This is a genomic window from Bacillus sp. 01N42_2 (genome assembly GCF_056399565.1).
The window spans coordinates 169,169-195,389 of sequence record NZ_JBFTRO010000004.1 but is presented as its reverse complement, the minus strand read 5'-3'; the positions used below and the strand labels follow the sequence as shown (position 1 = coordinate 195,389).

29 protein-coding genes are annotated in these 26,221 nt (G+C 47.9%); 28 read left to right on the top strand and 1 reads right to left on the bottom strand.

Annotated elements, in window-relative coordinates:
* The first annotated feature begins 213 nt into the window (after positions 1 to 213).
* The 18 genes from trpE to AC1DN5_RS11510 all read left to right on the top strand — a co-directional run bounded on the left by trpE (position 214) and on the right by AC1DN5_RS11510 (position 17,261).
* Positions 214 to 1,761: an anthranilate synthase component I gene (gene trpE, locus AC1DN5_RS11595; RefSeq protein ID WP_366969217.1), complete on the top strand. Its 1,548-nt coding sequence runs from the start codon at positions 214 to 216 to the stop codon at positions 1,759 to 1,761.
* Positions 1,733 to 2,749, top strand: coding sequence for an anthranilate phosphoribosyltransferase (trpD, locus tag AC1DN5_RS11590; protein ID WP_366969219.1), 1,017 nt, complete (start codon positions 1,733 to 1,735; stop codon positions 2,747 to 2,749). The genes trpE and trpD overlap by 29 nt, the downstream gene beginning before the upstream one ends.
* Complete coding sequence (gene trpC / locus AC1DN5_RS11585; protein WP_366969220.1) at positions 2,742 to 3,494, top strand: indole-3-glycerol phosphate synthase TrpC; 753 nt, start codon at positions 2,742 to 2,744, stop codon at positions 3,492 to 3,494. The genes trpD and trpC overlap by 8 nt, the downstream gene beginning before the upstream one ends.
* Positions 3,495 to 3,498: 4 nt before the next feature.
* On the top strand, positions 3,499 to 4,152 hold the full coding sequence (locus tag AC1DN5_RS11580) for a phosphoribosylanthranilate isomerase (protein WP_366969221.1): 654 nt from the start codon (positions 3,499 to 3,501) through the stop codon (positions 4,150 to 4,152).
* Positions 4,133 to 5,335, top strand: coding sequence for a tryptophan synthase subunit beta (gene trpB, locus AC1DN5_RS11575; protein ID WP_016939094.1), 1,203 nt, complete (start codon positions 4,133 to 4,135; stop codon positions 5,333 to 5,335). The genes AC1DN5_RS11580 and trpB overlap by 20 nt, the downstream gene beginning before the upstream one ends.
* Positions 5,328 to 6,125, top strand: coding sequence for a tryptophan synthase subunit alpha (gene trpA, locus AC1DN5_RS11570; RefSeq protein WP_366969222.1), 798 nt, complete (start codon positions 5,328 to 5,330; stop codon positions 6,123 to 6,125). The genes trpB and trpA overlap by 8 nt, the downstream gene beginning before the upstream one ends.
* Positions 6,126 to 6,136: 11 nt before the next feature.
* Positions 6,137 to 7,219, top strand: coding sequence for a histidinol-phosphate transaminase (hisC, locus tag AC1DN5_RS11565; protein WP_064779074.1), 1,083 nt, complete (start codon positions 6,137 to 6,139; stop codon positions 7,217 to 7,219).
* Between the two features lie 51 nt (positions 7,220 to 7,270).
* Entirely contained in the window at positions 7,271 to 8,386 is a 1,116-nt protein-coding gene (locus AC1DN5_RS11560; RefSeq protein ID WP_029575377.1) for a prephenate dehydrogenase, read from the top strand.
* Positions 8,387 to 8,397: 11 nt separating this feature from the next.
* Positions 8,398 to 9,684, top strand: a complete 1,287-nt coding sequence (aroA, locus tag AC1DN5_RS11555) for a 3-phosphoshikimate 1-carboxyvinyltransferase (protein ID WP_016939090.1) — start codon at positions 8,398 to 8,400, stop codon at positions 9,682 to 9,684.
* 316 nt (positions 9,685 to 10,000) lie between these two features.
* Positions 10,001 to 11,272 (top strand): tetratricopeptide repeat protein, encoded by a 1,272-nt coding sequence (locus AC1DN5_RS11550; RefSeq protein ID WP_045927200.1) that lies wholly within the window; start codon positions 10,001 to 10,003, stop codon positions 11,270 to 11,272.
* Positions 11,273 to 11,345: 73 nt separating this feature from the next.
* Positions 11,346 to 11,885: a ReoY family proteolytic degradation factor gene (locus AC1DN5_RS11545; protein ID WP_045927201.1), complete on the top strand. Its 540-nt coding sequence runs from the start codon at positions 11,346 to 11,348 to the stop codon at positions 11,883 to 11,885.
* A gap of 54 nt (positions 11,886 to 11,939) precedes the next feature.
* Positions 11,940 to 12,386, top strand: coding sequence for a YpiF family protein (locus AC1DN5_RS11540; protein WP_016939087.1), 447 nt, complete (start codon positions 11,940 to 11,942; stop codon positions 12,384 to 12,386).
* 138 nt (positions 12,387 to 12,524) lie between these two features.
* Positions 12,525 to 13,028 carry a Rieske (2Fe-2S) protein gene (locus tag AC1DN5_RS11535; protein WP_003153484.1) on the top strand — a complete coding sequence of 168 codons (504 nt, stop codon included), beginning with the start codon at positions 12,525 to 12,527 and terminating at the stop codon, positions 13,026 to 13,028.
* 1 nt (position 13,029) lies between these two features.
* Positions 13,030 to 13,704, top strand: coding sequence for a menaquinol-cytochrome c reductase cytochrome b subunit (gene qcrB, locus AC1DN5_RS11530; protein ID WP_003153485.1), 675 nt, complete (start codon positions 13,030 to 13,032; stop codon positions 13,702 to 13,704).
* A 31-nt stretch (positions 13,705 to 13,735) separates the two neighbouring features.
* The gene (locus tag AC1DN5_RS11525; RefSeq protein WP_045927203.1) at positions 13,736 to 14,503 is read left to right on the top strand and encodes a menaquinol-cytochrome c reductase cytochrome b/c subunit; all 768 of its coding nucleotides are present in this window, start codon (positions 13,736 to 13,738) and stop codon (positions 14,501 to 14,503) included.
* Positions 14,504 to 14,605: 102 nt separating this feature from the next.
* Complete coding sequence (gene lhaT / locus AC1DN5_RS11520) at positions 14,606 to 15,205, top strand: lipoprotein heptaprenylglyceryl N-acetyltransferase LhaT (protein ID WP_016939085.1); 600 nt, start codon at positions 14,606 to 14,608, stop codon at positions 15,203 to 15,205.
* 67 nt (positions 15,206 to 15,272) lie between these two features.
* On the top strand, positions 15,273 to 16,055 hold the full coding sequence (gene ypjB / locus AC1DN5_RS11515) for a sporulation protein YpjB (RefSeq protein ID WP_016939084.1): 783 nt from the start codon (positions 15,273 to 15,275) through the stop codon (positions 16,053 to 16,055).
* Positions 16,056 to 16,085: 30 nt separating this feature from the next.
* Positions 16,086 to 17,261 (top strand): oxalate decarboxylase family bicupin, encoded by a 1,176-nt coding sequence (locus AC1DN5_RS11510; protein WP_099744075.1) that lies wholly within the window; start codon positions 16,086 to 16,088, stop codon positions 17,259 to 17,261.
* Positions 17,262 to 17,284: 23 nt separating this feature from the next.
* Here AC1DN5_RS11510 and AC1DN5_RS11505 read toward each other — a convergent pair whose 3' ends face one another.
* On the bottom strand, positions 17,285 to 18,157 hold the full coding sequence (locus AC1DN5_RS11505; protein ID WP_016939082.1) for a YitT family protein: 873 nt from the start codon (positions 18,155 to 18,157) through the stop codon (positions 17,285 to 17,287).
* 142 nt (positions 18,158 to 18,299) lie between these two features.
* Here AC1DN5_RS11505 and AC1DN5_RS11500 point away from each other — a divergent pair, with 142 nt between their 5' ends.
* From AC1DN5_RS11500 to panD, 10 genes are all read left to right on the top strand, one after another.
* Complete coding sequence (locus AC1DN5_RS11500; protein ID WP_003153495.1) at positions 18,300 to 18,635, top strand: nucleotide pyrophosphohydrolase; 336 nt, start codon at positions 18,300 to 18,302, stop codon at positions 18,633 to 18,635.
* Between the two features lie 8 nt (positions 18,636 to 18,643).
* Positions 18,644 to 19,447 carry a 4-hydroxy-tetrahydrodipicolinate reductase gene (gene dapB, locus AC1DN5_RS11495; RefSeq protein ID WP_099744074.1) on the top strand — a complete coding sequence of 268 codons (804 nt, stop codon included), beginning with the start codon at positions 18,644 to 18,646 and terminating at the stop codon, positions 19,445 to 19,447.
* A 23-nt stretch (positions 19,448 to 19,470) separates the two neighbouring features.
* On the top strand, positions 19,471 to 19,884 hold the full coding sequence (mgsA, locus tag AC1DN5_RS11490; protein ID WP_016939081.1) for a methylglyoxal synthase: 414 nt from the start codon (positions 19,471 to 19,473) through the stop codon (positions 19,882 to 19,884).
* On the top strand, positions 19,877 to 20,590 hold the full coding sequence (gene bshB1 / locus AC1DN5_RS11485; protein ID WP_366969224.1) for a bacillithiol biosynthesis deacetylase BshB1: 714 nt from the start codon (positions 19,877 to 19,879) through the stop codon (positions 20,588 to 20,590). Before mgsA ends, bshB1 begins: the two co-directional genes overlap by 8 nt.
* On the top strand, positions 20,587 to 21,720 hold the full coding sequence (gene bshA, locus AC1DN5_RS11480) for an N-acetyl-alpha-D-glucosaminyl L-malate synthase BshA (protein ID WP_016939079.1): 1,134 nt from the start codon (positions 20,587 to 20,589) through the stop codon (positions 21,718 to 21,720). Before bshB1 ends, bshA begins: the two co-directional genes overlap by 4 nt.
* Before the next feature lie 4 nt (positions 21,721 to 21,724).
* Positions 21,725 to 22,915 carry a CCA tRNA nucleotidyltransferase gene (locus AC1DN5_RS11475; protein WP_099744197.1) on the top strand — a complete coding sequence of 397 codons (1,191 nt, stop codon included), beginning with the start codon at positions 21,725 to 21,727 and terminating at the stop codon, positions 22,913 to 22,915.
* On the top strand, positions 22,900 to 23,877 hold the full coding sequence (locus AC1DN5_RS11470; protein ID WP_099744196.1) for a biotin--[acetyl-CoA-carboxylase] ligase: 978 nt from the start codon (positions 22,900 to 22,902) through the stop codon (positions 23,875 to 23,877). The genes AC1DN5_RS11475 and AC1DN5_RS11470 overlap by 16 nt, the downstream gene beginning before the upstream one ends.
* Before the next feature lie 244 nt (positions 23,878 to 24,121).
* The gene (gene panB / locus AC1DN5_RS11465; RefSeq protein ID WP_016939076.1) at positions 24,122 to 24,955 is read left to right on the top strand and encodes a 3-methyl-2-oxobutanoate hydroxymethyltransferase; all 834 of its coding nucleotides are present in this window, start codon (positions 24,122 to 24,124) and stop codon (positions 24,953 to 24,955) included.
* Positions 24,956 to 24,958: 3 nt separating this feature from the next.
* Entirely contained in the window at positions 24,959 to 25,819 is an 861-nt protein-coding gene (gene panC, locus AC1DN5_RS11460) for a pantoate--beta-alanine ligase (protein WP_099744195.1), read from the top strand.
* A gap of 1 nt (position 25,820) precedes the next feature.
* A complete protein-coding gene (gene panD, locus AC1DN5_RS11455; protein WP_045927211.1) occupies positions 25,821 to 26,204 on the top strand; it encodes an aspartate 1-decarboxylase in 384 nt (127 codons plus the stop codon).
* The last annotated feature ends 17 nt before the right edge of the window (positions 26,205 to 26,221 follow it).

Here is a 26,221-nt window from a genome sequence, read left to right as displayed (position 1 = left end):
AAGCTTAGAAATACACAAGAGTGTGTATAAAGCTTAGAAGTCAGTTGATGAAACAGTTGAGTTTAGAATAGGGTAGCAGAGAATGAGTTTAGCTGAGCTGAGATAAACACGTTTTTATTCTGCCCAAAAGAAGCCTTTCTTTTGGGTTTATTTCTTATACGCAAGACCCCTCTCACTCCTCATCTCATTCTCCTTACCGTAAGGAGGAGAATCATGAATTTACAATCGGATGTTTCTTTATTTTTAAAGGACAGTCTGACACACCGCACCATTCCAATCGCAGAGACTTTTACGGTCGATACGATCACACCCATTCAGATGGTTGAAAAACTGGACAGAAACATTACGTATTTGCTGGAAAGCAAGGATGAGTCGTCAAGCTGGTCAAGATACTCTTTTATCGGTCTCGATCCTTTTATCACGATTAAAGAGAGTCATCACACATTCACTGCCGTTGATCCGAAAGGGCTTACGCTGTTTGAAGCCGGAGATTTAAAAGCCGTGCTTGACTGGATGAATGAAAGCTTCCGCATTAAAACGCCAGAGCTTGATATCCCGTTTTCGGGAGGGGCGGTCGGTTATCTGAGCTATGACATGATTCCTTTAATTGAGCCTTCCGTGCCAAGCCACGCAAAAGAAACAGATTTAGAAAAATGCATGCTGTTTGTCTGCCGGAAAATCATCGCCTACGACCATGAAACGAAACAAGTGCATTTCATTCAATATGCGGCGCTTAACGGCCGGGAGACGGAAGAAGAAAAAAGGGCCGTTTTTAAAGAAAATTGCGCTGAGCTTCGCGAGCTTATCGGTATTTTGACAGAACCGAAAGATATGAAAGAGCCGTTTTTTTCAAAAGGTACATTTAAAACACCGAGCTTTGCCAATGTGACATCCAATAATACGAAAGAAGAGTTTATGGCCGGCGTTAATAAACTGAAAGAATATATAAAAGCGGGAGATATTTTTCAAGGAGTGCTGTCGCAAAAGTTTGAGATCCCGGTATCCAGACATTCCTTTGAGCTGTACAGGGTGCTCCGCATCGTCAACCCTTCACCTTATATGTACTATATTAAACTGCCGGACAGAGACATTGTCGGGAGTTCGCCTGAACGCCTGATCCGTGTGCATGACAGACATCTGGAAATACATCCGATCGCCGGAACGAGAAAAAGGGGAGCCGGAAAAGAAGAGGACGAACGCCTGAAAAAAGAGCTGATGAATGACGAAAAAGAAAAAGCTGAACATTACATGCTTGTCGATCTGGCGCGCAATGATATCGGCAGAGTCGCGGAGTATGGTTCCGTAACCGTTCCGGAATTCACGAAGATCGTTTCTTTTTCACATGTGATGCACATCATCTCCGTTGTAACCGGCCGTTTAAAACAGGGGGTCCATCCGGTTGATGCACTGATGTCGGCATTCCCGGCAGGAACACTCTCGGGCGCTCCAAAAATCCGCGCCATGCAGATTTTAAATGAATTAGAACCGACTTCCAGAGAAACTTACGGCGGATGTATCGCTTATATCGGATTTGACGGTTCGATTGATTCGTGCATCACCATCCGCACCATGAGTGTCAAAAACGGTACGGCGTCGGTGCAGGCGGGCGCGGGAATAGTCGCTGATTCCGTCCCGGAAGCCGAATATGAAGAGAGCTGCAACAAAGCGGGGGCGCTTTTAAAAACGATTCAAATCGCAGAAGACATCTTTTCTGGCGGGGAGGAGAAGACGGATGAACAAATTTCTGCAATCGTGCGTTAATGGCGGCACGCTGAAAACCGGAGAAGCCGAAAAGCTGATGGAAATGATGATGAGCGGAGACATGTCGCAGTCTGAAATCGGCGGAATCTTATCGGTATTAGCCCACCGCGGCGAAACGGCGGAGGAGCTCGCCGGATTTGTAAAAGTGATGCGGGCCCGTGCGCAGACGGCAGATGGCCTGGAGGATGTAGTTGATACGTGCGGAACAGGCGGAGACGGGATTTCTACGTTTAACATATCAACGGCAGCAGCGATTACAGCCTCTGCCGCCGGAGCCAAAGTAGCCAAGCACGGAAATCGTTCTGTGTCGTCTAAGAGCGGCAGCGCGGATGTGCTGGAAAAACTGGGTGTTTCCATTCAAGCCACCCCTGACAGTGTCAAACACAGTATTGAGACGAAGCAAATGGGTTTTTTGTTTGCCCCGCTGTTTCATTCGTCAATGAAGCACGTCGCCGCCGTGAGAAAAGAGCTGGGCTTCCGAACCGTGTTTAACCTGCTTGGCCCGCTCAGCAACCCGATGCAGGCGAAACGGCAGGTGATCGGCGTCTATTCATCTGAAAAAGCGCGCCTGATGGCAAGCGCTTTGGAACAATTTGAAGTCAGGCACGTCATGCTTGTGTCGGCGCGTGACGGGTTAGATGAACTGTCCGTCACAGCACCGACCGATGTCATTGAGCTGAAAAACGGTGAACGTCTGGAATATGCGGTATCACCTGAGCAATTCGGTTTTAAAGAAGGTTCGCTGAAAGATATTCAAGTGAGCTCAGCGGAAGAAAGCGCGCATCTCATTCAGAATATTTTTGCAAATGAAGCTCCGTCGTCCGCTCTGCACATTACAGCCTTAAATGCGGGAGCGGCCATTTATACGGCAGGTCTCGCAAACGATCTGAAAGAAGGAGCAAACATCGCTTTAGAAACGATTCAAAACGGAGATGCCAAAAGGCAGCTCGAACGTCTGAAACAGAAAGAGGAAGAATTATATGCTTGATCAAATCATTCAGCAGAAAAAAGAAGAAATCAAATCCATTGTGCTGCCGGAAACCTGTCAAATTGAACGGAGATCTTTTAAGGAAGCGCTCCTGAATCCGAATCGTTTTATCGGGCTGATCGCTGAAGTGAAAAAAGCGTCGCCGTCTAAAGGACTGATTAAAGAGCATTTTGTTCCGGAAGAGATTGCGGCGGATTATGAAGCAGCCAAAGCCGACGCCCTTTCTGTTCTGACGGATACCCGTTTTTTTCAGGGAAGAAATCACTTTTTGACAGATGTTAAAAAAAACGTTTCTCTTCCCGTATTAAGAAAGGATTTTATTATTGACTCCCTGCAGGTGGAGGAATCGTACCGGCTCGGTGCTGATGCGATTTTGCTGATCGGTGAAGCGCTGGAACCTTCAAAGCTTCATGAGCTTTACCTGGAAGCACGTGGGAAGGACATGGACGTTCTTGTGGAAGTCCATGATGAAACCGTGCTTGAACGGATTTTACAGGTGTTTCAGCCGGACATTCTCGGCATTAACAACCGGGACTTAAAAACGTTCCGTACTTCGGTTTCGCAAACGGAAAAAATAGCGCAGTTTGTGCCGGACGGTTGTCTGCTGGTCAGTGAAAGCGGGATCGGCTCTTTGGCTGACCTGCAATTCGTCAACAAGCACGGGGCGCAGGCTGTATTGATCGGAGAATCCTTAATGAGAGAGGATTCACAGCAAAAGGCGATCCGCGGGCTGTTCGGGGAGTGAGGGTATGAAAAAGCCTGAATTAAAGTACTGCGGAATACGATCGAAGCGTGATTATGCACTTGCGGCAGCCTCAGAAGCGGATTACCTGGGATTTATTTTTGCCGCAAGCAAACGGAAGGTCACCCCGGATGATGTCCGGAAATGGAAACAAGAGATCCGGACAGACAAGAAACATGTCGGAGTTTTTGTGAATGAAACGATAGAAAACATCGCGCAAATCGCTTCTGATCTGTCCCTTGACGTTATCCAGCTTCACGGTGATGAATCGCCTGAGGATGCCCGCCGTCTCCGTCCTCTTGTGCGTTCAGAGATATGGAAAGCGCTCCATCACGGAGAAAGCACGCTTCGTCAGATGGATCAATTTGCATCTGCCGTCGACGGCTATGTCATTGATTCTTCAGTCAAAGGCATGAGGGGCGGGACGGGAACCGCGTTTTCGTGGAAGCGTGTCCCTTTGTACCGGGAGCAGGCTCAAAAAGCAAACAAGCGCTGTTTTATTGCGGGCGGCGTTAATCCTGAAACGATTACCGGCTTACTGAAATCACGCCCGTGCGGTATAGATCTTGCCAGCGGAATTGAAAAAAACGGACAAAAGGATCAAACACTGATCCGGCTTTTAGAAGAAAGGATGAACCATTATGTATCCATATCCAAATGAAATCGGAAGATACGGCGAATTTGGCGGCAAGTTTGTCCCTGAAACATTAATGCGGCCCCTCGAAGAAATCGAAACGGCTTTCAAAGAATTAAAGAATGATCCCGTTTTTCATGCCGAATATCAAAAACTATTGTTTGATTACTCAGGCAGACCGACGGCATTAACGTTTGCAGACAGGGTGTCGGAGTATTTGGGCGGGGCAAAAATCTATCTGAAAAGGGAAGATTTAAACCATACCGGTTCCCATAAAATAAACAACGCGTTAGGCCAGATTCTGCTTGCCAAAAAGATGGGCAAAACGAAAATCATTGCCGAAACCGGTGCGGGACAGCACGGTGTTGCCGCCGCGACAGCCGCCGCAAAATTCGGTTTTGAGTGCACGGTTTTTATGGGTGAAGAGGACGTTGCGCGCCAGTCGCTGAACGTATTCCGAATGAAGCTGCTCGGCGCAAAAGTGGTGCCGGTCTCAAGCGGAAACGGCACGCTGAAAGATGCGACGAATGAGGCGATCAGATATTGGGTCCAGCATTGTGAAGATCATTTCTACCTAATCGGTTCTGTTGTAGGCCCGCATCCGTATCCTTACATCGTTCGCGAGTTTCAGAAAATCATCGGCGAGGAAGCGAAAGAACAGCTCCGTAAAGCCGAAGGAACGCTCCCGGATAAGGTTGTTGCATGTGTCGGCGGCGGAAGCAATGCGATGGGCATTTTTCAGGCCTTTTTAGACGAAGATACTGAGCTGATCGGCGCCGAGGCTGCCGGAAAAGGAATTGATACACCGCTGCATGCGGCAACGATTGCAAAAGGGAGGCTCGGGGTGATTCACGGTTCGATGACCTATTTAATACAAGATGCATACGGGCAGATTATCGAACCGTATTCCATTTCAGCAGGCCTTGATTACCCGGGGATCGGGCCGGAGCATGCCTATCTGCATAAAAGCGGCCGTGTAACGTACGAAAGTGTGACAGATGATGAAGCGATCGCCGCGTTACGTCTGCTTTCTGAAACAGAAGGCATTCTTCCGGCTATTGAATCTGCACACGCTTTGGCAAAAGCGTTTGAAATGGCAAAAGACATGGATAAAGATAAAATCATTCTCGTCAGTTTGTCGGGAAGAGGAGATAAAGACGTTCATACGCTGATGAATGTTTTGGAAAACGAGGTGGAGACACATGTTTAATCTGCATGATTCTGAAAAACTATTTATCCCTTTTATTATAGCTGGCGATCCGCTTCCTGACATTTCAGTTGAACTGGCAAAGTCATTGCAGAACGCAGGCGCCTCAGCCCTTGAAATCGGCGTCCCTTACACAGATCCGCTCGCCGACGGCCCGGTTATTCAGCGGGCTTCAAAACGGGCTCTGGAAAACGGAATGAATATCGTAAAAGCCATTGAACTTGGCGGCAAAATGAAAAAAAACGGCGTTCATATTCCAATTATCCTCTTTACGTATTATAATCCTGTGTTACAATTAGAAAAAGAACACTTTTTCGCTTTACTGCGGGAAAACGACATAGACGGTCTGCTTGTTCCGGATCTTCCGTTAGAGGAAAGCGCCCTTTTACAAACGGCATGCAAAAAGGAGAACATCGCTTATATCTCGCTGGTTGCGCCGACAAGTGAAAACCGACTGAAAATAATTACTGAACAGGCCGGCGGCTTTGTGTACTGCGTATCCTCTTTAGGAGTGACAGGCGTACGCAGAGAATTCGATCCGTCTGTATACTCTTTTATCCGAAAAGTGAAAGAATTCAGCTCCGTTCCGGTTGCGGTCGGTTTTGGCATTTCAAGCCGCAGACAGGTTGAGGAGATGAATGAAATATCAGACGGTGTCGTTGTCGGAAGCGCGCTCGTTAAAAAAGTAGAAGAGCTTGAAACAAAGCTTGTGAACCCCGGCACAAGAGCCGATGCGCTTCTTGAATTTGAAGACTACGCAAAGACGTTCGGACGACTGTACAGTGTAAAATGAGGTGACTGGATTTGCAGATTAAAGAACAGCTGCGGCAGCTGAAACCGTATCAGCCGGGCAAACCAATAGAAGAAGTGAAAATGGAATACGGGCTTGAGAAAGTAGTGAAGCTCGCTTCTAATGAAAATCCGTTCGGCTGTTCACAGGCCGCTAAAGATGCGCTGCATCAGGAGATTGAGCAGCTCGCGCTGTATCCCGACGGTTACAGTGCCGCTTTGAGAACGCGGCTCAGTGAGCATCTGCAGGTCAGTGAATCTTCGATCATTTTCGGCAACGGCTCAGATGAGCTTGTGCAGATTATCTGCCGTTCTTTATTAAATGATCAGACAAACACGATTACCGCCGCTCCGACTTTTCCGCAATACAGACACAATGCGGTGATTGAGGGCGCTGAAGTGCGTGAAGTGCCGCTCCGCAGCGACGGTGCTCATGATTTGGATCGGATGCTGGAAGCAATTGACGGCAAGACGAAAGTCATATGGGTGTGCAATCCGAATAATCCGACAGGGACGTATACTTCGGAACGGGAATTAATCTCCTTTTTAGACAGAGTTCCTGAGGAAATCCTCGTTGTACTTGATGAAGCGTACTATGAGTATGTCACGGCGGAAGATTACCCTGAAAGCATTCCGCTTTTAAAGCAATATCAGAATGTCATGATCCTCCGCACATTTTCTAAAGCGTACGGACTTGCCGCGCTGCGCGTCGGATATGGCATTGCGGACGAAGCGCTGATCCGCCAGATTGAGCCGGCGAGAGAGCCGTTCAATACGAGCAGAATCGGTCAGGCTTCGGCACTGGCTGCGCTTGATGACCAGGCATTTATTAAGGAATGTGTCGAAAAAAATAAAGCCGGTCTTAAGCAGTATTATGATTTTGCCGAAACCCACGGTTTAACATGTTATCCTTCACAAACCAACTTTGTGCTCATTGATTTTAACCGCCCGGCGGATGAACTGTTCCAGGCCCTGCTGGAAAAAGGATATATCGTCCGCTCGGGACAGGCGCTCGGATTTCCGACAGCGTTAAGGATTACGGTCGGTACGAAAGAGCAGAATGAGGAAATTCTGACAATTTTAGCTGAAATATTATAAGAGGTGATCAAGCATCACCTCTTTGCTCTATTAAACTAGATGAAAAAGGAAATGAGTGAAATGAAGGATACTATATTGCTTGCGGGGATCGGGCTGATCGGCGGATCGATCGCATTGGCCATCAAAAAGGAGCATCCGCATAAACGGATTATCGGCGTGGATATTTCGGAAGAACAGCTCACTGCCGCGCTGAAGCTCGGGATTATTGACGAGCGGGCCGGCTCATTTACGGAAGGGGCGCAGCAAGCATCAGTTATCATTATCGCCACGCCCGTCGCCCAAACGCTGAAAATGCTTGATATGCTGGCCGCCTCGGGCATCACCCATGAACTCTTGATTACGGATGTGGGCAGCACAAAACAGAAAGTCGTCCGCTACGCCGACAAAGTGCTTCCGGCTCACTATCAATTTGTCGGAGGCCACCCGATGGCGGGGTCTCATAAATCAGGGGCAGCTGCCGCAAAAGAATTCTTATTCGAAAACGCGTTTTACATTTTAACACCGGGAAAATCAACTTCTAAACAGTCAGTAACGCATCTGAAGGAGCTTCTGAAAGCGGCAAACGCCCACTTTGTGGAGATGACGCCTGAGGAGCATGACGGCGTGACGAGCGTCATCAGTCATTTCCCTCATATCGTTGCTGCCAGTCTCGTACATCAGGCTCACCGTTCTGAAGAAGATTACCCGCTTTTGAAGCGTTTCGCGGCCGGCGGTTTCCGGGATATTACAAGAATAGCCTCCAGCAGTCCGGCGATGTGGAGAGACATTCTCCTTCACAACAAAGATAAACTGCTTGACCGCTTCAAAGAGTGGAAACGGGAGATTGACACGATCGAATCTTACGTAGAAAATGAAGATGCGGACAACCTGTTCGGTTACTTTAAAAAAGCGAAGGATTACCGCGACGGCCTGCCGATCCGTCAAAAAGGGGCGATCCCGTCCTTTTATGACCTTTATGTTGATGTACCCGATCATCCGGGGGTCATTTCGGAGGTTACGGCGATATTGGCTGATGAACAAATCAGCATCACGAACATCCGCATTATCGAAACGAGAGAAGATATTAACGGAATTCTGAGAATCAGTTTCCAGACGGATGATGACCGCAAGCGGGCGGAAATCTGCATTCAATCCCGCGCCAAATATGACACATTTTACGCTGACTGAGGTGGAAAACATTGAAAAGAGAAAAAGTGACATCTTTAAACGGTGAAATTCATATTCCGGGGGATAAATCCATCTCCCACCGTTCTGTTATGTTCGGAGCGCTTGCAGAAGGAACGACAACGGTAAAAAACTTTTTGCCGGGAGCCGATTGCCTGAGCACGATTGCCTGCTTCAGAAAAATGGGTGTCTCCATTGAACAGAACGGAAGTGATGTAACGATACACGGGAACGGCATTGACGCACTTTATGAGCCTGACAGCCTTCTTGATGTCGGAAATTCCGGCACGACCATCCGCCTGATGCTCGGCATTTTAGCCGGACGCCCATTTCACAGTACGGTAGCGGGCGATGAAAGTATTGCAAAGCGCCCGATGAAGAGGGTGACGGAGCCTTTAAAACAGATGGGTGCCGTGATTGACGGAAGAGCGGACGGAGAATTTACGCCGTTATCTGTAAGAGGCGGACAATTAAAAGGCATCGATTATGTGTCTCCCGTTGCAAGCGCGCAGATCAAATCTGCCGTGCTGCTTGCCGGATTACAGGCAGAAGGAACGACGACCGTTACCGAGCCTCATAAATCAAGAGATCATACAGAACGGATGCTGAACGCATTTGGCGCTGAGCTTGCGGAAACAGAGACGAGCGCTTCCGTAACTGGCGGTCAGCGGCTTCGGGCAGCTGATATTTTCGTACCTGGGGATATCTCTTCAGCGGCCTTTTTCCTCGCGGCCGGGGCTGCCGTTCCCGGAAGCCGGATTGTGCTGAAAAATGTCGGCCTGAACCCGACGCGCACAGGGATTATTGATGTCTTAAAGCAGATGGGGGCTTCACTCGAAGTCATTCCATCAGAAGCGGACAGCGCGGAGCCGTACGGAGATCTTGTTATCGAAACGTCAGCTCTGAAAGCAGCAGAAATCGGCGGAGAAATCATTCCCCGTTTAATTGACGAGATACCGATTATCGCCCTTTTGGCAACGCAGGCTGAAGGCACAACGGTCATTAAAGACGCGGCGGAGCTGAAAGTGAAGGAAACGAACCGGATCGACACCGTTGTATCAGAGCTCCGGAAAATCGGCGCAGACATTGAAGCGACTGAAGACGGCATGAAAATCCGCGGCAAAAAGACACTCGCGGGCGGCGTCAGTGTATCAAGCCACGGCGACCACCGCATCGGCATGATGCTCGGTATCGCCTCATGTCTGACGGAAGAGCCGATTGACATCCGTGATACAGATGCGATCCACGTCTCATATCCGACATTCTTTGAGCATTTAGATCAATTAGCCAAAAAAGCCTGAAGACGATTCTTCGGGCTTTTTTCTTCGTGTATCATAAAGTCTTGAGCTTTGACATAGCTTGTCTTAAACAGGAAAAATAACAGGAAGGGGGGATGCGTTTTCGTTACAGAAACAGCCGGATCAAACCGCGCTGTTTGCGTATAAAGGTGGCGTCCCCTTTTTTGCCGTTTTCCTCTTCGCCATTTTTTGATAAACTAAAATGCCGGGTGAAGCATCTTATTTGCGGGCAGACCCTGTCTGAATTATGATAAGAATAACCCGAATAAACCCTTTTCATTGGTTGATGAGGTATAGGAAAAGAAAGGACCGGTCTGATTTGAATACATTGATTCAAGATGCCATAAAATTAGTTGAAGCAGGTGAAACCGAAAAGGGACTCGAAGCGCTTTCAAAAGCTGAAACGCAGCTTCATGACGAAGACAAAGCCATTGCAGCCCAGCTCTACTATGAATGGGGAAACGCAGAGAAAGCGTTAACGCTGATCAGTGATCTGCATGACCTTTATCCGGATGAGTCTGAGCTGACGAATTTTTACGCCGAATTGTTAATAGATATTGATGAAGAAGAAAAAGCTCTTGAGGTGCTGGAGACGATATCACCAGAAGACCCGTCTTACGCGGAAAGCCTTCTTTTGATGGCTGATCTGTATCAGATGCAGGGCTTATTTGAAGTAAGTGAGCAAAAGCTGTTACAGGCGAAAGCAATGTTAAAAGATGAACCTGTTATTGATTTTGCTCTGGGAGAATTGTACTTTACCCAAGGGTCATACGCAAAAGCCGTTCCCTATTACGAAGAGACGGCAAAAGAGCGGAACGAAATCGGCGGTGTAAATGTTCATCAAAGGCTGGCCGAGTCATTGAGCGCGGCGGGTGAATTTGAAGAAGCGATTTCATGGTATGAAAAAGCGGCAGCAGAACATACAGAACCGAATACGATTTTCGGGTACGGCTTCACAGCCTATCAGGCGGGAATGGTCAAAACCGCCATTAAGCAGCTTTCTGATTTAAAAGGGCTTGATCCTTCTTATTCATCGCTTTATATGCCGCTTGCAAAAAGCTACGAGGCAGAGGGCATGTATGAAGATGCATTAAAAACCGCTAAAGAAGGTATTACTTACGATGAATACAATAAAGAGCTTTTTCTCTATGCGGCGAAAATGGCGTTAAAGCTCGGGAACGAAGACGAAGGCAAAAAGCTTCTTCAGGAAGCGCTGGCGCTCGATCCGGGTTATGTGGAAGCGCTCCATACGCTTTTAGCCGTCTATCATAAAGAAGAAAGCTATGAAGAGATTATTGATCTGATTCAGGAAGTCCGCGGCTACGGCGAAGAAGATCCGAAATACAATTGGTATTTGGCGGGCGCCTATACGGGTCTGGAGCAATATGACGAAGCGAAAAAAAGCTTCGAAGCTGCGTACCTCCATTACCGGGAGGATCGGGATTTCTTATATGAATACGCTCACTTCTTATTGGAAGAGGGTCTCCAGAAAGAAGCGCTGCCGCTTTTAAAACAAGTGCTTTCAATGGATGGAACAAACGAAGAGCTTGAAGAAACAATCTTACGGATAGAGGACGAATTTTTGAAATAAGCAGGATTTTGGACCATGCTTGCTGAATGTATAAGTGATGTCAGATTATACGATCGATAGAGGAGGGAATTACATGCAGACCCCTGTTTCTGTCAATGAAAAAAAGGATTTTATCCGTTGGTTTTTAAATCATTATCAGCTTAAACGCCGGGAGTGCGTCTGGATTTTAAATTATTTAATGAGTCATGATACATTAATGGAGAAGGTCCATTTTGTAGAACAAGCTGAATTTTGCCCGAGAGGCATTATCATGTCTACGCATTGCGTTGATGAGGTGCCGTTTAGGTTTTACAAAGAAAATGTCATGACCACGGACGCAGAAAAATCTTTTCACGACATCCGGCTGAATAAGCAGCAGGATTTATTTATCCAGCTGAATTTCCGTTCGGCCTACAGCTCGCCTGAATATGCTGCTGTTCTTGAATTAAATCCGCATCTGCCGAAAGACCTGTTTGAAAATAAACAGGATCAGGGGATGGCCGAAAAAATATTAGAACATGCCATATCCACTTTCCAGCGGGAAAAGCTGCTTAAAGATATCGACGAGGCGCTGGACCGCCACGACAAAGAAACATTTGAAAAGCTTTCCCGCCAATTGAATCAGCTCACATAAATGACAGCCTTGCAGAATATGCAAGGCTTGTTGCGTAAGGAGGAGGAACCAGACATGAGATGGAGGGCCGCTGATGCCGATGTCTATTTGCAATCTGCGGATTACATTGATACCGCTGTCATTCCGTTAATTTCCATAACATCTGCAGGAGGCTTAAAAGAGGCCGTTGAACAGGGGGAGAGCACCCAATTGCTTTCTGAAGAGCTTGAGCGCCAGTTGAAGGGACGGGTATATTTATTCCCCTCTTATACATATGTTGATATAGATCAATCACAGATCGCCCTGCTGCAAAAATTCAAAGAAGAGGTGATGACCAGCTTCCGGCATGCCTTGTTTCTGACGGCAGACGAAAAATGGAAGGACTCTGAAATAGGATCTGATGTCATCTACATACCTGCAGTCCCGTTTGAACATATGAAAGACTCTTTAAAGAGAAAAATAGCGGATGATAAGTGCGGGGAAATTTTGAACGTTTTGTTACAGAAGTGGAACAATTCCTAAAAACTCCAGACATCCCGCAAAACAGCCATTTTACCTCTGTTGACCTTGCTGAAAGATTCATATATTATGAGGGTGTCAAATCTCAGAATTATTTTCTATTTTAGTTAATTTTTGGTCAATCTTTTAGGGGGGGAAGAGATGGGCGGAAAACAAGATATATCAAGAAGGCAATTTTTAAACTATGCGCTTACCGGCGTGGGGGGATTTATGGCCGCCAGTGCGCTTATGCCTATGGTCCGTTTTGCGCTGGACCCGGTATTAAAACCGACCGGAGATCAAAAAATGGTGCAGGTTGTCAGCGTCGATGAACTGACGAAGGAGCCGAAACGGTTTGACTTTAAAATTCATCAGGTCGACGCCTGGTACGAATCGGAAGAATCCAGGTCAGCCTGGGTCTACAAGCATGGCGATGAAATTATAGCGCTTTCGCCGATCTGCAAGCATTTAGGCTGCACCGTAAACTGGAACAATGATCCTAAAAATCCGAACAAATTCTTTTGTCCCTGCCATTACGGGCTGTATGAAAAAGACGGCACGAACGTTCCGGGCACGCCGCCGCTCGCGCCTCTTGACCGTTATGAGCAAAAAGTAAAGGACGGCTTTTTGTATCTTGGAAAAGCAAAGCCTAGGGGGGAAGGGTGACATGCTGAACAAAATTTATGACTGGGTGGACGAACGTCTCGATATTACGCCGATGTGGCGGGATATCGCCGACCATGAAGTGCCGGAACATGTGAATCCAGCTCACCATTTCTCGGCTTTTGTCTATTGTTTCGGCGGATTGACGTTTTTTGTAACCGTTATCCAAGTGCTGTCCGGGATGTTTTTAACGATGTATTATGTGCCGGATATTAAAAACGCGTGGGAATCTGTGTATTATTTGCAGAATGAAGTCGCTTTCGGACAGATTGTAAGGGGTATGCATCATTGGGGGGCAAGTTTAGTCATCGTGATGATGTTTTTACATACGCTGCGGGTTTTCTTTCAGGGAGCTTATAAAAAGCCTCGGGAATTGAACTGGATCGTCGGTGTTCTGATCTTTTTTGTGATGCTTGGTCTCGGTTTTACGGGGTATCTGCTTCCGTGGGACATGAAGGCGCTGTTTGCGACAAAGGTAGGTCTTCAGATTGCGGAGGCGACGCCGTTGATCGGAGCGCAGGTGAAAACCCTTCTTGCCGGCCACCACGATATTGTCGGCGCCCAAACGCTGACGAGATTCTTTGCGATTCACGTGTTTTTTCTCCCTGCCGCTTTGTTTGCGCTCATGGGCGCCCACTTTGTCATGATTCGCAAGCAGGGAATTTCAGGACCGCTTTAATACAGATCTGATATAAAAGGGAGGGGATGACATGCACCGGGGGAAAGGAATGAAGTTTGTAGGAGATTCAAGGATTCCGGCTGAAAAAAAACCGAATATACCGAAAGACTATTCAGAGTATCCGGGAAAGACAGAGGCGTTCTGGCCGAACTTCCTGCTGAAGGAATGGATGGTCGGAGCCGTTTTCCTCGTCGGATTTCTCGTTTTGACGATAGTGCACGAGCCGCCTTTGGAACGGGTTGCGGACCCGACGGATACGGGATATATACCGCTGCCGGATTGGTATTTTCTATTTTTATACCAGCTTTTAAAATATGAATATGCCGCGGGGAGCTACACCGTTATCGGCGCGATGATTATACCGGGTCTTGCCTTCGGGTCGCTGCTTTTGGCTCCGTTTCTCGACAGGGGCTCTGAAAGAAGGCCGTGGAAGCGTCCGGTTGCGGTCGGCATGATGCTTTTGGCGCTTTGCGCTACGGTCTTTTTAACGTGGCAGTCAGTCGCGACGCATGACTGGGCGAAGGCGGAGGAGCAAGGAAAAATCAAAAAAGAAGCCGCCATTGATACCGAATCAGACGGTTATAAAGTATTTAAAGAACAGGGCTGTATTTCCTGTCACGGGGATAATCTTCAAGGCGGAGGCGCCGGTCCGTCCCTGGTCGATAACGGGCTGAGCCCGGAAGAAATTAAAAAGATCGCCGTCAAAGGGAAAGGGCAGATGCCAGCCGGTATTTTTAAAGGGAATGATAAACAGCTTGATCAGCTGGCGAAGTTCATTTCTGAAACGACCTCGAAATAACGTATTGTGAAGCGGACAATAGCAGGATATACTTTTATGAAAAGAGCTGACCGGATGTCAGCTTTTTTTGCATGATACATATTTTTTAAGGACTGAGAGTTGATGGTATTGAGGTGGATTTCTTATCTTTTAGGACGGCGCGGCATGCTTCTGCTTGCTCTTGCCGTTAATTTTATCGGTACCGCGTACGGCTATTATTGGTATTTGCCGCAGCTTGCGGACACGCCGTTCCGTTTTCTGATATTTGTGCCTGACAGCCCGACGGCGACGTTTTTCTTCCTGTTCGTGCTTTTGGCATTTCTTATGAGAAGAAACGCGCCGCTGTTTGAAGCGCTTGCGCTTGTAACCCTTGTAAAATACGGGCTGTGGGCGGTCGGAATGAATATCTTTGTGCTGATTAAAATGGGGCAGATGCCTTGGGAAGGGTACATGCTGATTGCTTCACATTTCGCCATGGCGGTTCAAGGTGTTTTATACAGCCCGTATTTTCGGTTCCGGTTATGGCATCTTGCCGTTGCCGCTGTTTGGACGCTTCATAATGACGTCATTGATTATCTTTTCGGCATGATGCCCCGCTATTCAATGCTCAGTGCTTATATGCAAGAGATCGGCTATGCCACATTCTGGCTGAGCCTGTTTTCACTCGGTCTTGCATACGTTTTGGTGATTTCCAAAAGGCGGATAAAGCTTGACTTACACTGATAGAATCTTGGTCTAACCTTGTCCCGCTCTTCATATTCTGTAAAGAGAAGGAGTGGGAGGGACCTCTATGAAACGAAAGCTGACGATCTGTCTTTTGCTTGCTCTTATGTGTTTCATCACAACTGCTAAAGCTGAAGGTGAGGGCGGTCTCAAGGAACTGAACGACCTTTCGGATACCGTTTTCCAGATGACGAGGCATTCGCAGTATGATGAGGCCCTGCAAGTGCTTGGCTACTTTAAGAAAAAAATGACACACGTAAACTCACTGACCGGCGCCGAAGTCAGGCAGGTGACTCTGGGCTGTAATGATTTAGAGCGCGCCTTGAAACAGGCGGATGCCTCAGATTCCGAAAAAATTCGCGCAGCCGCTCAGTTCAGGCTTGTAATGGATGCGATGGAAGACCACTCCGATCCGCTGTGGGGTTCGCTTGAAAGACCGATTATGGCGACATTCAGCGCCTTAAAAGAAGATGTCAGCGGGAACGGAAGTGAGAATTTCAATGAAAAGTGGAATGAATTTATATCATTATATGATTTAATTTATCCCAGCCTGACAATGGATGTGTCGGCCGGCCAGCTTGATACGGTGGCGAAACATATCGAGGTGATTGAGCAGGAAGGGTTTCAGCAGATGACAAAAGGAACAAAGCTTGAGCGTCTGACGCTCCTGCAGCAGGATTTAAAACGTGTATTTGACAAGGTGGAGCGGGATGATGCTGATCCTTCGCTGCTCTGGGTCATTCTGACAACAGGCGGTATCATTATTACTGCGCTGACATATGTCGGCTACCGAAAATACAGAGCGGAAAAAAAGAAAGAGAAAAAGCGTGAATATCCTAAGTCTAAATAAACACAAATTGCTGTAAAGGAGCTAAAGCCAGTGAAAAAACTCATCCAGCAATTGGTTTCAAAACACCTCCCGCAGCCGATCAGAGGCAGAAAAGGGGCGACTGATGAAGGGCCGCGGAACCTCGCGCGTGACTTCCAGAATCCTGATATGCTCGTTCCGCCTTCAACGGATGCGGGAACGGTTCAAAACTTGAAATTCTCTTTTTCTGATACGCATATGAGGCTTGAAGACGGCGGATGGTCGAGAGAAGTGACGGTCAGGGAACTGCCGGTGTCCAAAAACATCGCGGCGGTGAACATGAGACTGAAACCGGGAGCTGTGCGGGAACTTCATTGGCATAAAGAAGCCGAATGGGGATACGTGATAAACGGAGAAGTCCGTTTAACCGCAGTCGACCAAAACGGGCGGAATTTTATTGACAACGTCAGTGAAGGGGATTTGTGGTATTTTCCTTCCGGCATCCCTCATTCCATTCAAGGGATGGAGCAGGGCAGTGAGTTTTTGCTTGTCTTTGATGACGGCTCTTTTTCAGAAAACAGCACCTTTTCAGTAACGGACTGGTTTGCCCACACCCCGCGCAGCGTGCTGGAGGCGAACTTCGGTGTTCCCGGATATGACTTGGCCTACATTCACAAGAAAGAGCGTTACATGTTCCAGCTGGAACCGCCTCCCCCGATTGAACAGGCAGCCGTTTCTTCCCCGGAAGGCACCGTTTTGGAGCCGTTCAGCTACAAGCTCTCCCGGCAGGAGCCTCTTGTTACCAGCGGGGGAAGAGTCAAGATCGTCGATTCAAAAACGTTTAAGGTGTCAAAAACGATTGCCGCCGCTCTTGTGGAAGTCGAACCCGGAGGCATGAGAGAATTACATTGGCATCCGAATACGGACGAGTGGCAGTATTATCTTTCAGGAGAAGCGAAAATGACGGTGTTTGCGGCGGAGGGAAGAGCGCGGACATTTAACTATCAAGCGGGTGACGTGGGATATGTCCCTTTTGCGATGGGGCATTATGTCCAGAATATCGGTGACACCGCGCTTCGCTTTCTGGAAATTTTCAAAAGCGACCGTTTTGAAGACGTCTCCCTAAACCAATGGCTGGCACTGACGCCGCAGCGCTTCGTCGAGCAGACGCTCAATGTCAGTCCTGCATTCGCCCGCCGATTGAAAAAGAAAAAATCACCGGTTGTCAAATGGAAACACGAACAGTAAAGGCGGCAAAAGCCGCCTTTTTATTATCGTCTGATCGGATTTTTATTTTCATCAAGCGTAAATCCTTCTCCGAGTACATCATGGACGTCGCTTACGGCAACAAAGGCGTGCGGGTCAACAGAAGTGATGACGCTTTTCAAAAGCACAATTTCGTTTTTCGGAACGACGCAGTAAAGAACGTCTCTGTCTTCTTTTGTGTATGATCCCTGCCCTTTTAAAACGGTGACGCCGCGGTCCATCTCATCTATGATCTTTTGCTGGATCAAATCGTTTTTCGAAGAAATAATCGTTGCCCCTTTTGCCGCATAGCCGCCTTCCTGTATAAAATCAATCAATCGCGCAGCGACAAAAACGGCTACAAGCGTGTACATCGCTTCCTTGTAAGAAAGATACGTAAACAAAGAAAGCAGAATGACGCAGGCATCAAAGGCAAACATCGTCCGGCCCATCGGGATTCCGAAAAATTTATTAATCAGCCTGGCGATGATATCGACCCCGCCCGTCGTGCCTCCGTATTTAAAAATAATGCCGAGACCTGCGCCGATAAATACACCCGCGAACAAGGCAGCCAGAGCTAAATCATGCGACAGCGGCATATGAATTTCGTAACGCTGAAAAATACTCAGAAAAACGGAAAGAGAGACGGTGCCGATCAGGGTATAGACAAACATCGTCCGGCCGAGCATGCGCCAGCCGATGAAAAAGATAGGAATGTTTAATACCAGGTTGGAAATAGAAGGGCTGATGTGGAATAACGCATATAAGAGCAGCGTAATGCCGGTAAATCCGCCTTCCGCCAAATTGTTCTGCATATTAAAGTGAACCAGTCCGAATGAAAAAACAGCGGCGCCGATTAAAATAAAGCAAATGTTTTTGATTCTGATTTCTCCAAGCATTGCATCAAACCCCTTTTCCTTCCATTAGATTGCGTAAATATTATAGTGGATACAAAAGAAAACAGCAAACTGCCGTTTTTAACATTTGTCAAATGTACTTGAATTAGCTAACATGGAAGAGATGACAGGAGGTATTCGCACAGTGAGTGACAAAACGATGAAAGACTTACAAGCTGAGGTCGATGAATATATCGGCCAATTCAAAGAAGGCTATTTCAGCCCGCTTGCCATGATGGCCCGTCTCACCGAAGAACTGGGCGAACTTGCAAGAGAAGTCAACCATTACTATGGGGAAAAGCCGAAGAAAACGACGGAAAATGAGAAAAGCATGGAAGAGGAAATGGGCGACGTGCTGTTCGTCCTGATCTGCCTCGCCAACTCCCTTGATATTTCATTGGAGGAAGCTCATAACCGCGTGATGCATAAATTTAATACACGGGATAAAGATCGCTGGACGAGAAAAGAAGAAGGAAAGTAGGAGAAACCATGTCAAATGAAACCATTAAAGTCGTAATCGCCGGACCGAGAGGCAGAATGGGCCAAGAGGCCGTAAAACTTGCCGTCCGCACGCCACATTTTGAGCTTGTCGGCGCCATTGACCATACATACGATCAGCAAACATTGCGGGAAGTGATGTCAGCTGATTCAGACGCTCTTATTTATACGGATATCCGCACATGTTTCCAAGAAACAAAACCGGATGTGCTGATCGATTTAACAACGCCTGAAATCGGCAAAAAACATACGAAAACCGCTCTTGAACACGGCGTCCGTCCTGTTGTGGGAACGACCGGATTTTCCGAAGCGGATTTAGAGGAGCTTCAAGCCTTGACTGAAGAAAAAGGAATCGGCGCCATCATCGCTCCGAACTTTGCATTAGGCGCGGTGCTGATGATGAAATTCTCACAAATGGCCGCCAACTATTTTGAAGATGTAGAAATCATTGAGCTTCATCATGATCAAAAACTGGACGCACCGAGCGGAACGGCGCTGAAAACAGCGGAAATGATTTCAAGCGTCCGTACAGAAAAGCAGCAGGGTCATCCTGATGAAAAAGAAATCTTGCCGGGCGCCCGCGGTGCTGAATTAAACGGCATCCGTCTTCACAGCGTGCGTCTGCCGGGCCTTATCGCCCATCAGGAAGTCATGTTCGGCATGGACGGCCAAACGCTGAAATTGCGTCATGATTCCTATAACCGGGCTTCCTTTATGTCAGGAGTGAAGCTGTCAGTAGAGCAAGTGATGAAAATCGACCAGCTTGTGTACGGTCTCGAAAATATTATCGACTGAATCGGCAAGGGGGAGAATATCAAATGAAAATCGCTTTGATTGCTCACGATAAAAAAAAGCAGGATATGGTTCAGTTTACGACCGCATATAAAGATATATTGAGCCGCCATGAGTTATACGCGACGGGCACGACAGGCTTGAAAATCCAGGAAGCGACCGGATTGTCCGTTGAACGTTTTCAATCCGGCCCGCTCGGCGGAGATCAGCAAATCGGGGCATTAATTGCGGCAAATGCTCTTGATCTCGTCATTTTTCTGCGGGATCCGTTAACTGCGCAGCCTCACGAACCGGATGTATCGGCGCTGATCCGGCTGTGTGACGTATATGCGATCCCGCTGGCCACAAATATGGGAACAGCGGAGATTCTCGTCCGTACGCTGGACGGCGGGGCGTTTGATTTCCGCAATCTCGTGCGCGGAGGAGAGCCGAATGTCTGAACACGTTGATATTCTTGCGTTCGGCGCCCATAGCGATGATGTTGAGATCGGTATGGGCGGCACGATCGCAAAATTTACGGGGCAAGGAAAAACCGCTGTAATATGCGATCTGACCGAGGCCGAGCTGTCATCTAACGGAACGGTAAGTATAAGAAAAGAAGAAGCGGCGGAGGCCGCCCGAATTCTCGGCGTGAAAGAGAGAATCCAGCTTACGCTTCCTGACCGCGGGCTTTTGAAAAGTGAGGACAGCATCCGCCGGATTGTCAGTGTCATCAGAGCATGCCGGCCGAAAGCCGTTTTCATGCCTTATCCGAAAGACCGCCATCCGGATCACGGCAATGCGGCGGTATTAGTCGAAGAGGCGGTATTCTCAGCGGGAATTCATAAATATAAAGATCACCGGGAACTGCCGGCTCACAAGGCTCAAAAAGTTTACTATTATATGATTAACGGATTTCACCGTCCGGACTTTGTAATCGACATAACGGAAACCATCGATCTGAAAAAAGAAAGCCTGCACGCCTATCAAAGTCAGTTTATTCCTACGGCGCAGTCAGTGAACACACCGCTGACAAACGGTTATATCGAAATGGTGGAAGCGCGGGAAAGACTGTATGGCAAAGAAGCCAGGACGGGGTATGCCGAAGGTTTCTTTTCAAAACAGCTTCCCGTTTTGAATGATGATGTTTTTGGGGGCGGACAATGAGACCATTAAAAATAGGGATTACATGCTACCCGAGTGTCGGAGGCTCGGGTATTATTGCGACGGAACTCGGCAAGCTGCTTGCGGAAAAGGGGCACCAGGTTCATTTCATCACATCAAGCATCCCGTTCAGATTAAATACATATCATCCGAATATTCATTTTCATGAGGTGGAGGTCAACCAATACGCGGTATTTAAACATCCGCCTTACGACCTTTCACTGGCGAGCAAAATCGCTGAGGTTGCTGCAAGGGAAAATCTTGATATCATCCACGCGCACTATGCGCTCCCGCATGCAGTATGCGCTTATCTCGCCAAACAGATGCTAAAGCGCGACATCGGCATTGTTACGACGCTTCACGGTACGGACATTACCGTTTTAGGGTATGATCCGTCATTAAAAGATTTAATCCGGTTTGCCATTGAAGCGTCCGACAGAGTGACCGCTGTATCAACCGCGCTTGCCGGGGAAACATATGATTTAATCAAGCCGGATAAAAAAATTGAGACCATTTACAACTTTATTGATGAACGTGTTTATCTTAAGAAAAATACAGAGAGTATAAAAGAGAAGCACGGTATTTCGCCGGATGAGAAAGTCGTCATCCATGTTTCCAACTTCAGAAAGGTAAAACGCGTGAAGGATGTGATCCGTGTTTTCCGTAATATCGCAGCCAAAACAAAGGCGAAGCTTCTGCTTGTCGGCGACGGACCGGAAAAGTGCGTCGCTTGGCAGCTTGTCGAGAAATACGGCCTGCAGGACCAAGTGCTGCTCCTCGGAAACCAGGACAGGGTGGAAGAGCTGTATTCCATCAGTGATCTTAAGCTCCTTCTTTCTGAAAAAGAAAGTTTCGGGCTCGTGCTTCTGGAGGCGATGGCCTGCGGCGTGCCGTGCATCGGAACGAATATCGGCGGAATACCGGAAGTGATTAAAGATCAAGTAAGCGGTTTTCTGGTGGAAGTCGGCGATATTCAAGCGGCTTCTGAAAAAGCGCTTGCCGTTTTAGAAGACAAACAGCTCAGCAAACGTTTGACTGACCATGCGCTGAAAATGGTGGAGACCGCCTTTTCTTCGCAACGAATCGTCAGTCAGTACGAACGGATTTATGATGAATTGGCAGGACCGGAGTGATCTTATGGAACAGGAATTTGTCAAAGCCCTCCCCATCCTTCACCATCTGATAAAGGCGGGCCACCAGGCCTACTTTGTCGGGGGAGCCGTCAGAGACAACTATATGAAACGAAAAATAGGTGATGTGGACATCGCGACAAGCGCTTCGCCGGATGAGGTGGAGCGCCTCTTTGAGCGGACCGTCGATGTCGGCAAAGAGCACGGCACCGTAATCGTCTTATGGGAAGATGAAACATATGAAGTCACCACCTTCCGCGCCGAATCAGAATATAAGGACTACCGGCGCCCTGAAGCCGTCCGGTTCATTACATCTTTAGCAGAAGACTTAAAGCGGAGAGACTTAACGATTAATGCAATGGCGATGTCTGCCGAAGGAGAATTGCTTGATTATTTCGGAGGCGTTCAGGATATCGCGCAAAAGCTGATCCGTACGGTCGGGAACCCTGAAGACCGTTTTCGGGAAGACGCTCTGCGGATGATGAGAGCCGTCCGGTTTATGAGCCAGCTCGGCTTTCTGTTAGAGAAAGAAACAAAAGAGGCCGTCATAAAAGACAGGGAGCTTTTGGCGCACGTATCAGTAGAACGAAAGACCGTCGAGTTTGAAAAGCTGCTTGTTGGCGCATCTTCAAAAGAAGCGATTCAAACAATGGTGCAGACAGGTCTGATACAAGAGCTGCCCGGCCTTTCCGGTTATGAGAAGCAAATGCTTGAAGCGAGCGGATATCCATTTTCCTCCTTAGATGCGCGCGAAGAACGCTGGGCAGCGCTGTTATTATTTCTCGGTCTTTGTCCGAAAATCGCCGAACCGTTTTTAAAACAATGGAAACTGCCGGGAAAAGTCATAAAAAAAGCGGTGCAGATCGTAAGCGTTTATCCGGCGCAGCTTGAAGCCCAGGCGATGTACCGGGCTGGAGATGCGCTGTTTTCAGCCGTTAAAATCGAAATGCTGAAAAAGCATAAGACGGTTGATGAACAAAAGCTGAAAGAGATTCGGAGCCTGTATGAGCAGCTGCCGATCAAAAGCCTTCGTGATCTCGACATTTCAGGCGCTGATCTGATGGAGCTCAGAAACCGCCGTGCGGGTAAATGGATTGCCGAAGAACTTAGCCGGATTGAAGAAGCGGTATTGGCAGGGAAGCTCTCCAACCGAAAACATGACATAAAGGAGTGGCTCGCATCATGGGATCAACATTAAGAACCCGATTAATTGATTTATTTTCTGAGGCGGGTGACGGCTTTATCTCCGGGCAGAAAATAAGTGACGCGCTCGGCTGTTCGAGAACCGCCGTTTGGAAACATATAGAAGAGCTCCGTAAAGAGGGCTATGAGGTTGAGGCGGTCAGACGAAAAGGGTACAGGCTCATCAAAAAACCGGGGAAACTTAGCGAATCTGAAATCCGCTTCGGGCTGAAAACAGAGGTTATGGGCAAACAGCTGTATTATCGGGACGTCCTGCCGTCCACCCAAAAAACCGCCCATGAACTGGCCAATGACGGCGCGCAGGAAGGAACACTCGTAGTTGCCGATAAACAAACGGCAGGCAGAGGAAGAATGTCCAGAGTGTGGCATTCTCAGGAAGGAAACGGGATTTGGATGAGCCTCATCCTGAGACCGGAAATTCCTTTGCAAAAAACGCCGCAGCTCACCCTGTTATCTGCCGTTGCGGTCGTTCAGGCTATCGAATCCTTTACCGGTGTACAGCCCGCTATTAAATGGCCGAACGATTTAATGATTCACGGCAAAAAGGCCGTCGGAATCTTAACTGAGCTGCAGGCGGAAGAAGACCGTGTCCGTTCGGTCATTCTCGGCATCGGAATCAACGTGAACCAGCGGGAAACCGATTTTCCCGGCGAGCTTCAGGACATTGCGACAAGCCTCAGCCTGGAAGCCGGCGAAAAAATTGACAGAGCGGGTCTGATACAAGAGATTCTGCTGACTTTTGAAAAACGCTATCAGGATTATCTGAAGCACGGCTTTACACCGATTAAGCTGTTATGGGAAAGCTACGCGGTCGGATTGGCGAGTGAGCTCAGAGCGAGAACGCTGCAAGGGACGTTTTACGGGAAATCGCTCGGCATTGATGATGAGGGGGTCCTTCTTTTGGAAACGAAAGACGGAATAAAGAAGATCTATTCTGCCGATATTGAGCTCAATTAATCTTAGTTGGTACAAGCCTCGTGAATTTGGTATACTTCCTATGGGCAGTATCATAATGAACTGCACCTGATCAGCAGAACAGAGATTACGAAAAGTCTGCCTTGATCCAAAAAAGGACTGGGACAGAGGGATGACATTCGCTGAACGTTAAACAAGTGGGAATCCTTCTTATTTTACAGAAGGCTTTTTTGCTTGCGAAGAATTGGCGGATCATCTCCTCACCGTTTAGAGGAGGAGAATCAGAATGAAAACAAAACTGGATTTCATGAAAATGAAGGAAAACGGAGAGCCGATCGTGATGCTGACCGCTTACGATTATCCGCAGGCAAAACTGGCGGAACAGGCTGGAGTCGACATGATTTTAGTCGGGGATTCGCTCGGAATGGTCGTGCTCGGACTCGATTCAACCGTCGGCGTAACGGTCAGTGACATGATTCACCATACAAAAGCGGTAAAACGCGGGGCGAAAAATACGTTTATCGTAACCGACATGCCGTTTATGTCTTACCACCTTTCAAAAGAAGATACATTGAAAAATGCCGCGGCCATTATTCAGGAAAGCGGAGCGGACGCGTTAAAGCTTGAAGGCGGAGACGGCGTTTTCGAATCCATCCGCGCGCTGACACTCGGCGGAATCCCTGTCGTCAGCCATTTAGGCCTTACACCGCAGTCTGTCGGAGTGTTAGGCGGATATAAAGTGCAGGGAAAAGATGAGCAAAGCGCGAAAAAGCTCATCGAAGACAGCGTGAAATGCGAACAGGCGGGAGCGATGATGCTCGTGCTTGAATGTGTGCCTGCTGAACTGACCGCAAAAATAATAGAAGAAGTATCCATTCCCGTCATCGGAATCGGAGCCGGCTCAAAAGCTGACGGCCAAGTTCTTGTTTATCATGACGTCGTCGGCCACGGCGTGGACAGAACACCGAAGTTCGTGAAGCAATATGCCAAAATCGACGGCGCGATTGAATCTGCGCTCAGCGGTTATGTGCGTGATGTGAAAGAACGGGTTTTCCCGGAAGAAAAGCATTCTTTTCAGATCAACCAAACTGTGCTGCAAGGCTTGTACGGAGGAAAGTAAGCGATGAAACAACTGACAGAAACTCAACAGCTGAAAGAACTGATTGCGCAATACCGCTCAGAAGGCCGTACGATCGGATTCGTCCCAACAATGGGTTTTCTTCATGAAGGACATCTGACGCTGGTTGAAAAAGCAACCAAAGAAAACGATATTGTCGTGATGAGCATCTTTGTCAATCCGACTCAATTCGGACCGGGCGAGGATTACGAAGCATATCCGCGTGATTTAAACCGCGATGCCCAGCTCGCAGAACAGGCGGGGGCAGATGTATTGTTTACGCCGTCTGCAAGTGACATGTATAAAGGCGAGCAAAATGTTGCCGTGCATGTAAAAAGAAGAACTGACGTGTTATGCGGCGCCTCCCGCATCGGTCATTTTGACGGAGTGGCTACTGTGCTGACGAAGTTTTTCAATCTCGTTAAACCGACCCGCGCCTATTTCGGGCTGAAAGATGCCCAGCAGGCAGCAGTTGTGGACGGATTGATTGAGGATTTCTTTATGGACATCGAATTGGTTGCGGTGGATACGGTCAGAGAAGAAGACGGACTTGCTAAAAGCTCTCGCAACGTCTATCTGACTGAGCAGGAACGAAAAGAAGCGCCGATGATCTATAAAGCATTGCAAAAAGGCGCCGAACTGATCAGAGACGGTGAAAGAAATCCGGAAACCGTCATAAAAACCGTCACCGATATCATCGAAAACACAAGCGGCGTCATTGATTATGCCGAATTGTACGCTTATCCTGAACTGACTCCGCTTAAAACGTTAAACGGTAAGATCATTCTGGCCTGTGCCGTTCAATTTTCTAAAGCAAGGCTGATTGATAATATCATTATTGATATTGATGAATGGGAGAGATCATAATATGTACCGCACTATGATGGCCGGAAAACTGCACCGCGCTACCGTGACGGAAGCCAATTTGAACTATGTCGGCAGCATTACGATTGATGAAGATCTTTTGGATGCCGTCGGAATGCTCGTTAATGAAAAAGTTCAAATTGTGAATAATAACAACGGAGCGAGACTTGAAACGTATATTATTCCCGGTAAGCGGGGGAGCGGCGTGATCTGTTTAAACGGAGCTGCCGCCCGCCTCGTCCAACCAGGAGATAAAGTCATTATTATTTCTTATCAAATGATGTCTGATCAGGAAGCAAAAAGCCATCAGCCGAAGGTGGCGGTTTTGGACGATCAGAATAAAATCGAGCAGATGCTGGGCCAGGAGCCGGCGCACACGATTTTGTAAAAGAGCCCCCTTCATGG